The 9,739-nt window shown below is 42.8% G+C and carries 15 protein-coding genes; 14 read left to right on the top strand and 1 reads right to left on the bottom strand.

The genetic code is table 11. The annotated features are described in order from the left end of the window. The 9 genes from Q3F21_RS26540 to Q3F21_RS26500 all read left to right on the top strand — a co-directional run. Window positions 1–1,432, top strand: a 1,432-nt coding sequence (locus tag Q3F21_RS26540; protein ID WP_340259512.1) for a S8 family peptidase, incomplete at its 5' end; no start/stop codon positions are given. A 156-nt stretch (window positions 1,433–1,588) separates the two neighbouring features. Then, complete coding sequence (locus Q3F21_RS26535) at window positions 1,589–1,810, top strand: WYL domain-containing protein (protein WP_340259510.1); 222 nt, start codon at window positions 1,589–1,591, stop codon at window positions 1,808–1,810. Further along, the gene (locus Q3F21_RS26530; RefSeq protein ID WP_340259508.1) at window positions 1,794–2,036 is read left to right on the top strand and encodes a hypothetical protein; all 243 of its coding nucleotides are present in this window, start codon (window positions 1,794–1,796) and stop codon (window positions 2,034–2,036) included. Before Q3F21_RS26535 ends, Q3F21_RS26530 begins: the two co-directional genes overlap by 17 nt. Beyond that, window positions 2,021–2,362 carry a YolD-like family protein gene (locus Q3F21_RS26525; protein ID WP_340259506.1) on the top strand — a complete coding sequence of 114 codons (342 nt, stop codon included), beginning with the start codon at window positions 2,021–2,023 and terminating at the stop codon, window positions 2,360–2,362. Before Q3F21_RS26530 ends, Q3F21_RS26525 begins: the two co-directional genes overlap by 16 nt. A gap of 71 nt (window positions 2,363–2,433) precedes the next feature. After that, window positions 2,434–3,264 (top strand): ATP-dependent DNA ligase, encoded by an 831-nt coding sequence (locus Q3F21_RS26520; RefSeq protein ID WP_340259505.1) that lies wholly within the window; start codon window positions 2,434–2,436, stop codon window positions 3,262–3,264. Window positions 3,265–3,406: 142 nt separating this feature from the next. Further along, window positions 3,407–4,216 carry a phospholipase D family protein gene (locus Q3F21_RS26515; protein WP_340259504.1) on the top strand — a complete coding sequence of 270 codons (810 nt, stop codon included), beginning with the start codon at window positions 3,407–3,409 and terminating at the stop codon, window positions 4,214–4,216. A gap of 257 nt (window positions 4,217–4,473) precedes the next feature. Next, window positions 4,474–4,812 carry an RNA polymerase sigma factor gene (locus tag Q3F21_RS26510; protein ID WP_340259503.1) on the top strand — a complete coding sequence of 113 codons (339 nt, stop codon included), beginning with the start codon at window positions 4,474–4,476 and terminating at the stop codon, window positions 4,810–4,812. Then, window positions 4,752–5,003 (top strand): helix-turn-helix domain-containing protein, encoded by a 252-nt coding sequence (locus Q3F21_RS26505; RefSeq protein ID WP_340259502.1) that lies wholly within the window; start codon window positions 4,752–4,754, stop codon window positions 5,001–5,003. The genes Q3F21_RS26510 and Q3F21_RS26505 overlap by 61 nt, the downstream gene beginning before the upstream one ends. A gap of 157 nt (window positions 5,004–5,160) precedes the next feature. Beyond that, complete coding sequence (locus Q3F21_RS26500) at window positions 5,161–5,766, top strand: DUF3238 domain-containing protein (protein WP_340259501.1); 606 nt, start codon at window positions 5,161–5,163, stop codon at window positions 5,764–5,766. A gap of 143 nt (window positions 5,767–5,909) precedes the next feature. Here the strand turns inward: Q3F21_RS26500 and Q3F21_RS26495 are convergent, their stop codons facing one another. Next, complete coding sequence (locus Q3F21_RS26495; protein WP_340259500.1) at window positions 5,910–6,323, bottom strand: hypothetical protein; 414 nt, start codon at window positions 6,321–6,323, stop codon at window positions 5,910–5,912. Window positions 6,324–6,419: 96 nt separating this feature from the next. On the opposite strand from Q3F21_RS26495, the gene Q3F21_RS26490 reads away from it, so the two are divergent. The 5 genes from Q3F21_RS26490 to Q3F21_RS26470 all read left to right on the top strand — a co-directional run bounded on the left by Q3F21_RS26490 (window position 6,420) and on the right by Q3F21_RS26470 (window position 8,852). Next, the gene (locus Q3F21_RS26490) at window positions 6,420–6,704 is read left to right on the top strand and encodes a hypothetical protein (RefSeq protein ID WP_340259499.1); all 285 of its coding nucleotides are present in this window, start codon (window positions 6,420–6,422) and stop codon (window positions 6,702–6,704) included. 313 nt (window positions 6,705–7,017) lie between these two features. After that, the gene (locus Q3F21_RS26485) at window positions 7,018–7,425 is read left to right on the top strand and encodes a hypothetical protein (protein WP_340259498.1); all 408 of its coding nucleotides are present in this window, start codon (window positions 7,018–7,020) and stop codon (window positions 7,423–7,425) included. Window positions 7,426–7,427: 2 nt separating this feature from the next. Then, window positions 7,428–7,580, top strand: a complete 153-nt coding sequence (locus Q3F21_RS26480; protein WP_340259497.1) for a hypothetical protein — start codon at window positions 7,428–7,430, stop codon at window positions 7,578–7,580. Next, on the top strand, window positions 7,580–7,993 hold the full coding sequence (locus tag Q3F21_RS26475; protein WP_340259496.1) for a hypothetical protein: 414 nt from the start codon (window positions 7,580–7,582) through the stop codon (window positions 7,991–7,993). Before Q3F21_RS26480 ends, Q3F21_RS26475 begins: the two co-directional genes overlap by 1 nt. 271 nt (window positions 7,994–8,264) lie before the next feature. Then, complete coding sequence (locus tag Q3F21_RS26470; RefSeq protein WP_340259495.1) at window positions 8,265–8,852, top strand: hypothetical protein; 588 nt, start codon at window positions 8,265–8,267, stop codon at window positions 8,850–8,852. Window positions 8,853–9,739 lie beyond the last annotated feature (887 nt).

Genomic DNA, 9,739 nt, shown 5'->3' with positions numbered 1-9,739 from the left:
ATTTGTTAATGTACAAGATGCTGTTTCAAGCCACGAAGATACAGAATTCATGAAACATGGTAACGCTGTAGCTGGAAGTTTATTATATGGTAACCTTCAAGGATATAGATCAAGCGAAACATTACCAGTTCCTCCGGTTACAGTCGAGAGTTTTCGAGTATTACCATTGTCAGATCCGACTGATCCGGACTTGTACGAGGTTATTGATGCAATTGAAGAACATGTTCCCAAAAGAGATGATATCAAAGTATTTAATTTATCTCTCGGTCCGGAAGGTGCTATTGAAGATGATTATATTTCAAGGTTTACTTATGTGATCGACAGACTATCTGGGAAGGGAGAACGATTATTCGTTGTCGCAGTTGGTAATGATGGTGATCACCCTGATGTGAATGAAAGAAGAATTCAGGCACCTGCTGACACAATTAACAACTTAGCAGTTGGTGCATTTACATTTGAATCGGACGGAGTTAAGGTTAGAGCCCCATATAGTTGCATTGGTGAAGGGAGGGAAGGTGGAAAAGTAAAACCTGATGTAGTTGCATTTGGCGGCTGCGAACAACATCCGTTCCACTTGGTAGGATACGATGGTAAAAATAGAATGTTTGATGTGGGAACAAGTTTTTCAGCACCTTTGGTTGCGTCAAAGGCAGCTGAAATAATTGGAAGATGTGGTGTGGCTAGTCCGCTCATTGCTAGAGCATTAATTATTCACAGCGCAAGTCACCCAAATAAAAAGTACGACAAGGAGCTTGGGTACGGTGTAATCCCTGATTCCGTAGAAGAGATAATGGGTTGTTCAAAAAATAAAGTCACAGTGTTATATAAGCAACATATGCTTCCGAAACAGTTTTCTAAACTTCAAATTCCGGTTGTGAGTGGTCTTGACTATGATGGACCAGTAGACATTAGATGGACAATAGCAATCGCTACCACACCTAATGGAATACACACAGAGGACTACACTACAAATTGCATTGAGGATACTTTTTACCCCAACATAAATTCCTATATTTTTAAAGCGCCGAAGGGGTCGAATTCAAAGAAAAAGTCGACCAAGTTGAATATCAAAACGCAACAAAGTGAAGTACAAGCCCTGATAGATCAAGGGTGGGTACCTAATAAATACCCTGTTACAAAATCAGGTAACCAATATCTGAATGAGCAGCAGAGAAGGGCGAATTTTAAGTGGGATTCTGTTGTAAAGAGGGATGTCTCATTTAATAAGTACAGTGAACTTGATTCTCCATACCTCATACTGCATGCAATGGACCGAAATATCCAAAATGCAGGGGATTTCTTCCATTACGCAATTGCCGTGACAGTTCACTATACGGATTACCAAGGGGACGCTTACACTGAAACATTGCGAAAATATAATAAACTACAAACTATTCAGGTGAAATCGAGAAACGAAGTATTAATCAAATAACTAGCAAACTCATGCAGAGTGCTTATACAGATACTGTACTGACCTGAAATTGATGCACCAATACTCCACGAAACAGTGGAGTATTTTTTTGACTTGATAAACGAACTTACGTTCGCATATAATACAAACAAATGTTCCTATTCGGAGGCGAACAGCATGAAAAAGGAGCTGCAACGAGCCATAGTACAGCAGCAACACATTGAAATCATCTATCTTGGAAGCCAGGGCAAGGCCTCTAAGCGAACCATACGGCCACTGGAATTTGTGGGGGATCGCCTGAAAGCGTACTGCCTTACACGACGGGCACCAAGAGTCTTTGCCATCGAAAACATCCTTGCAATACAGCAGGTGGTGATCCGCCATGCTGCAGGATATTGAGCGGAAAGTGCTGCGCATCATATTCAATTACACATTGATCCGCAGGCAGCCGCCGACCATTGATGTCTTGTGCGTTAAGACAGGCCGGGATCGCAGCGGTATAATGACCGTACTGGAAGCTCTCGTAAAAGAAAAATACATCGAATGGAACCGGTCAAACCCGGATCAGATGAGAGTAATTGAGGGCTGGGAACGAGAGGACGAGATTAGATGGCGAGGAAATTAGATGATTTGTTCGGTAGTATGCGAATGATTCTGCCCGAACACAAAACCGAAATCCAGCGGATGAACGAGGATCGGGACCTGGAACCGCGCCCGAATGTAGACGAAGCGGATTTTGACGAAGCCTGCTTTCGGATATATGACAGTACTCAGTACGACTATGCGATAACCGTAAAGTGGTTCCGGGAGGTACGCCGTGGCCTTGGCGTTTTTGAAACGGATTGGGGCGTAGATAAGGAAATCGACACTTACGGACGGAGGTTCCGGCTGGTCAACGATTGGGATGCGAAATGGATTCGAATTGAAGATGTTATGAGTGTCACGAAATAATTACCAGTCCGGGTCAGGGCAGCATATTGATACAATTATATCGGTGATGATATATGGAGTTTATATCTCCGATGTTGCTTGAACAGACTGACAAACCTTTCTCAGATGGAAGATACATTTTCGAGCCAAAGATCGACGGGCACCGCCTGATCCTATCACGGAGAGGCGGCGTCACGAAGTTATACACTCGGCACGGTAACGATGTCACTGCGAAATATCCCGAACTGATAACGGCTGGTCCCGACATTATCCTTGACGGAGAGCTCGCGGTAATGGACCCGGATACAGGAGTTCCTGACTTCGAGCTTACGATGTCACGATTCCATGGGCGGAAGCTGCCGATTGTATACGTCGTGTTCGACATCCTCTTGTATGAAGGCGTTGACCTACGTAGCTTACCGTTAATGGAACGAAAGGCAGTGTTAGATCGGGCCGTATCCGACAACGGCACGATTAGTAAAACCGTCTATGCCGATGGTCGCGGTGAGGACCTGTGGGACGCGATTGTGGCCCGTAATATGGAAGGCATAGTCGCTAAGCGGAAAGACTCCGTTTATGCTACAGGAAAGCGTTCGGATAACTGGCTGAAAGTTGTCAACTATACCTATGCAGACGTGTTTATCGGTGGATGGAGAAAAGAAAAGTTTGGGTGGCTTGCTTACGTCCCTGCGACAAATGGGCGGCTACGTCCAGCCGGTGCAATAGAACTTGGAGTACCACCAACTCATAAGCAGGCGTTTTATGGGGTGGCTAAATCGCTAATAACCGGAGAAGATCGCGATTATGTATACCTGGAGCCGAGAATTAAAGCTAGCGTCAAGTTTCGGAATTGGACGAAAAGCGGAAACCTGAGGTCCCCTGTTTTTGTTGATTTCATTTTAAATGGACAAATATCTGCCTAGTTGGAGAAAGAAAAAGCAAGATAATGGATTATTCGGCCTCATCCCTATGGGATGGGGCTTTCTTGTGTAGAAAGGACTTGTCATTTTATATCAGCTTTTCTACAGTTAAATGGTGGTAATATTACTTGGGGAAGGTGTATGCATGCGAAAATTAAAATTTGCTTGGCTTCTAATGCCCTTGCTGGCATTGTCATTGGTCGGTACTGCAATTGCAGCTGCAGTAACGAGCAAAACCACTGACAACAAAATTGAATGGGCATTTACCAAGGCGGAACAGAAGCCTGAGAACCTGTTGATAAGTGTGATCAACGGCGCCCAAACTCAATTGGATGTGGCGATCTACAGCCTTACCCACCCGGATATTGTGGCAGCTATAAAAGAAGCGAAGAAACGTGGAGTAAACGTCCGTTTGATCACGGACAAGCAGCAGGCCGGAGGGCAATCTCAAACTGAGGCCTTGAAGATACTGGGCAGTGCTGGGGTTCCGACTAAGATCAACAGTCACAGCGGTTTGATGCATCTAAAAATGGTGGTCGCTGATAAAAAGATCGCGACGACCGGTTCTTTCAACTTCTCGAAGGCCGCCAGTACAACAAACGACGAAATCCTGATGGTGCTGCGAGATGAAACTGTCGCCAAGTCCTTTGCCGCAGAATTCGAAAGAATGTGGAATGATACAAAGGGATTCCAAACAGTTGAATATCGAATTGCTCAACCAGGACCAGTTAAACCAGCAGCTAGTACACCGGCACAAGCACCTGCAAAACAAGCTCCAAAACCAGCGCCCGCAGCTTCAAAACAATGTGATAAGCCAACAATCAAAGGCAACAAAAACTCAAAGATTTACCACGTTCCAGGTGGTCAATCTTATGATAAAACCACAGCAAACGTTGAGCTGTTCTGTACTGAAGCCGAGGCACAAGCTGCCGGGTATAGAAAAGCGCAAAAATAATACAAGTAACCCCTTTTCATTTCCCGTCGAATCAGAAGACTTTGAGCAAGTTATAGAATACCAAAATTTAATTATACTACTTTCTTGAAGCACTCCAGTGTTCATACGCTGGGGTGTTTTTTTGATACAAAAACGGAATACCTCGCTGGAAGTTAATTGATAAGGTATTTGCAAGATGAATATTAACTACTTCTGCAATCACACCCTCAGAAAACTAATTTTCATTCTCTACATAATCGTAGTGGGAGATGGTAAGGGTGACGAAAGATGAGTGTAAGAAGCTTTTGCGACGTATTGCTTGGAATCTGAATTACAGAGAAAGAAAACGTCTCAAAAAAGAGTGTCCTATTTTAGACGACTTCGGTAATCGGCAAAGTGTTTTCGACAATGTGGGGGACTCGTTTTTTGTCGATGAATTGTTGCAACAGCTTCAAAATGAAAAAGAGAGATACATCATTCGAAAAATCGTCTTAGAGGGATTTACAGGTAAAGAGATTGGCAGAGAACTTAACATGGGTGAGAGAGGAGTGATTCAATGCAAGAATCGCGGTCTAAAGAAGTTGCGGCAATATCTAACCACTCATTCATCAGAATGATAGAGCGAGCAAAAAACGGAGATAATGATGCACTAACGATGGTCTTGCAAGAGATGGAGCCAGAGATCCAATATTTAGCCGGGTTCCTGAAAATGTCGAAGGAAGATGGCATTCAAGAAATAAAAACGCAGTTTATCGAAAAGTTGAGGGATGGGAAAGATGTATTTACTTTTTATGGGGAACGACCTTAGACTGGATAACAGCTTTAACCATCGAAGTTACTTTGTAAAAAATCCTTCATTTTTTTAAAAGCTGTTCCGTTTCCCCTCCAAAAGTTTCCTAGATAGGTGAAAGCGACGATGATCGGTTAAAACGTCGTTTATCACTAACCAAAAGGGGAAATGAAGAATGGCTTACCAAGTAGCAGTTCGTGTAACCGCATTTATTCCAGAGAAATGGATTGAATTTATGCGAACCAGTAAAGTGATGATTCTCTATAATGGGAATAATCGCTATTTTAAATATGATACACTAAACGATAAACATGCATATAAGTTGTGCTCTCACGTACAGGTCGATTTTACCAATAAAAAAGTTTATCATTATCCTGGCGTAGGACCTACGATTGAGAGGACTGTCGATATTGAAACTGGTGAACCGATTCGCCCAGATATTACTGGTCAAGCATCTGATTCAGGGGTTAAATGTACTTTTTGGCAATTTGGTTCAGGTCCTAATGGTGAGCATGTAGATATCATCTTAGAGGCAGCTGTAAATATTCCGACGTTTAATCCTTCACCGGATATTGACTGGAAATACAATATTCGGGTATTCAGAGATGGAAAAGTTACAGTACAAGGAACACATGATGCTTATCCGGCCCATGAAATTTGGAAAAAGGTTGATAATGAAAGGCCACTACCTCTCCACACGTACGACCCACGAAGTACTGGAGAAACCGTCTATACAGGTCTACTGAAATTCAATCAGAAAGTTAGTGTTATAAGGGGATAAAAAAGGGGATGTCCCAAAAGGGTAACTCCAAAAGACAAAATCCGAAAAGAGAACGAAAACCATCTCGTTTCACGGCCTGAAGTGGACGAGATGGTTTTATTTATCGCTTAATTACCCTGAAAGTGTGTGGGGGACAGCTTCTTTTATTCTGTAAGTGATTTTTTTGATAAAAACATCCCAATAGAAAAAGCAATGGCTGTCGCCGTAAAAAAAGAATAAAGTAATATAAACAATTCCGATTGAAAATACTGTGAATTTAAGTAAATGAAACCGAAACCACCCAAAAAGGGAACAAATGTAGATGGGATGATTCCGAACATTATTAAGGCGAGTGCTGATAAGATTATTGAACGAATCTTAAACAACCGGAATAAAGAGATAATTACAAAATACGCTGGGAGAACAGTAAAGATGAAGAATAAGTTGATCCCTGTGTATAGTAAGTCGTATTCGCTACCTTCTGGGATAGAAAGTAGGTAATACGCTGCCTTAAAAGCTATAACACCAGTAATATAACTGGCAACAACAATCATTGCGTAAATCGAAAATCTCTTCATAAAAAATCAACCTCCTTTGTTAACTTCTTACAACAACACTTTACCTAATAAGACGGATTTTATTGGTAAAGGTTTCGAGAGCCAGGTGTATATCCTTTGGAAAAGTTGGTATCTTTAGTAAATGTCTTAGCCCTCCTCAATGAGAAGGGCTCTTTTTCTGCAAACATTGCAAACCAAATTGCAAACCAAATTGCAAACCGACTTTATGGAAAGTCACGGAATTCAAAGGGTTACAGAGAAGTCGAAAAACCCGTAAATCCAGTGTTTGTCATGACTTCGAAACACGATAAGGAATTAGAAGGAATGTACCAAAAAGATGTTTTTTATTTTCCTTGCCTGCGTAATGGTTCTGGGGATCGGAGTAAGCTCCTACGGCAATGAACTCAGCCCTTCCGCTATCCAATCAGCCGAAAACATTCACAACTCTGTGACCTCCCTCAACTACGACACGAAGGCTGAAAATGTTCAGTTCAAGATGCAAAACGGCAGCTCCTATTCAAGCCGATAATGCTCCAGCTGCAAGTTTTTTTAATCATCCTGGTCATGGTAGGAAGCCTGTGCGCTTTTTTATGGGGGAGCGATCCTCACGAACGGTTGAAGCAATCCCACAAGGAAAGGGTGTACAAGGCGGCAACGGTCAGCTTTCATTAGCCCTGCATAACACGGAGCGGCACCAGTTGTTGCTGGATCATTTATGTTGAAAATGAAGGTCTTTTTCATCTGTATGGCTGTCATTTTGATCCTGTTTTCCGCCATTTGCGCATACGAGATGTATGCGATGGAGAGGGCCATCGCGCGGGGCATTTACGCGGATGTCCTCGATGACATGCAGGATATTGGCTATCTGGAGCCACAACTGGCAGACTATTATGTTCAAAAAATGCGAGATTTGGGCTGGGACGTCTCCGGGGACGTATTCTCCGGGAGTCATCCTCGGATGGAGGGCATCCGCGCCCGAAAGGAGCGAAACGAAATGGTCACTCTCTCGCTTTCTGTCCATCCATCACGCCTCTCCCAGTGGATGAACCGGTTTGTGGAGGGAGAGACGACTTTTACGTTTGCCGGAAGCCGTCCTTCCGAGTATTTTGACCCGGGGTGGTAACTATGAACAAAATCCTGGCAACTCTGGGACTAATGGTGCTGGTACTGCCTATTACCGTTCACTTATTAATGTCCGGCCCTGATAATTTGTTGGCTGTCAGCATGCAGTTTTTCGAAAAGCTGCTGGATAATGTGACAAGGTTTGGTACTGGATAATGGGACAGGTCATTGCGGTTTTTCTGCAGGTAATGGTGCTGCTGTTGGTTCCGATGGGCATTTTGCAGGTGCACACCGTAGTTCAAACGCATGATGAATTGTTGGAGGTAAGCGCCGCCGCAACAAAATACATCAGCAATCACGGAGGAAGAGGGGACGCGGAGGTATTGAGCAAAGTCAGGGCCTTTATTGCAAAGGAACTGACTGAAAAATCATTTTCCCTGTCCGAAGAGGAATTGATCGTGCGCGTTCAACGCAGCCGGGCAGCTGACCCTGTGCTGTGGAGCCACGAAGACGAATTTGTCCTTCAGGCAGAGATCCCGTTTCCTCTCTTCGTTTCGTGGTTTCCTGTCGGGGAAAAGATGAAAGTTGAGCGGCATGGTACGGTAAACATGATGGACTATGATTTATAAGTGATGTCTCAAAAAAAAAATTATGATACGATGCTCCCGTCTGCAGTGTTCCTTTACTTCCGATTGCATGTTGCCTCACTTCTGACTGCAGGGTGTCTTCCGCTGCGCATGAAGTCTTGCCGCACAGCGCCGATCAATGTAAACGAAGAAAGCTTTACGGCTCTGAATGCTGTTTTTATCGGGGGAGTGAAACATCCACCTTTCGCATGATCTCCTGTTTTGCGCTCTCTGCCATAAATGACATACAATTCCGGAGGGGATTTATACGGGAATGAATATCTTGTCCATTTCGGCGCTGCTGTTCTTTCTATTAATTGGCGTATTTGTAGTAGATGCCGATCTGGCGATGCAGAAAAAAACGGAAATAAAAACGTTGTTGGAACTGTCCAATCATCACGCTACCTTTGCGGTAGATCCCGTTTTGAAAAACGAAGGAGTCATTGATCTCATGGAAAAAGAGGCGTTAGCCCGTTTCGACAAACGCATGCTGGAAAACGGCGGATATCGACGAGAAGGAAACAAGTACCTTCCGGGCAAGCACAGTGTCACGACGGATTCTTTGTCATTTGCGCGGCATTACATTGATTTTTTATCGTGGCGAAACGACCACCAGCTTTTTCTCCGTTTCGACGGCTCAGATGTCTCGTTCGACAGGGTTGTAGCAGGAGCCAGGCGGCAGGCGGGAGGTCTCCTGCAAATCACAGTGGTGACGGAGAAGGGAGAAGAGCTCCGCTTGGCCCCTAAAACGATGGTGGGTCCTTCTCATATCGTCATTGCCTACGTGAACGAGCGTCCCTTTGTTCCCATTCTGCCTGCACATGCTTTTCCGGTAGTCAGCGTGGAGGAGGTCAAATGGTAGGGTATATCCAGAAGTACTTTTTTGCCTTCTATAAGGAAAATGCATATTGACATCAAATTCGCTCAATTTGCCTCTTCAATGCCGTTTTACTAATCATGTTCAGTTGAGAAAAAGAAAGAGGGAAGTGATCTAGAGCTCGTTTCATACTAGTCGTTTCATATATCCGAGGGATTGACTAAAGTGTACTTGTAGGGGGGCAATTGTTATCTTTTTCTATTAATTAACATCTTCAAAATAACATCATAGCATATAATAAAATAGAGATGTATGAACTATGCTTAAATATAGATAGAGATAATGCAAGAATTAGGAATTAAGATTGTTTCTGAAAAAGAAATTTCAGAATTTTTGAAGATAAATATGACAACAAATCCGGTTTATTTATACACAATAATGATAGTAGTTTTATTGCAAATTATTCAATTATCAAGGCGCTGAAGATACTGGAGAGCGATCTTTCCGGAATTGATTCCATAGAAACTTTAATGAAGTTCAAAGGTATGGTGGTGGGTTTAAATATAGTATTGACGACAGCCAAGGCGCGTCAATTGTACCAACATATTTAGCTCTTTCTTTGATAAATGAACTATGAGTAAATAATAAATGAAACGAGGTGAATTTGAATGGACTTAGACATTGTATTTTCAGTTCTTGTTGTATTAATATCTTTAGTCAATATAGTAATATATCTAAAAAAAAATCCACTCAACTATGAGTAGAATTGAAAAACTTCTTATAGAAATTAAAGAGAACAAATAGGAAGCTTAGTACTACAGGTAATCTTTTGGTGCTGATCTGGCTATTGATGCTTATTCCTTTCAATTGCAAATGATTATGCAACAAATTCGCTTTATGGAGGAACAACTTAAGCGTTTGGAGGAAGAAAT

Source organism: Brevibacillus borstelensis (genome assembly GCF_037834415.1).
Lineage (GTDB): Bacteria > Bacillota > Bacilli > Brevibacillales > Brevibacillaceae > Brevibacillus > Brevibacillus borstelensis_A.
This window is presented reverse-complemented; position numbering and strand designations above follow the sequence as displayed.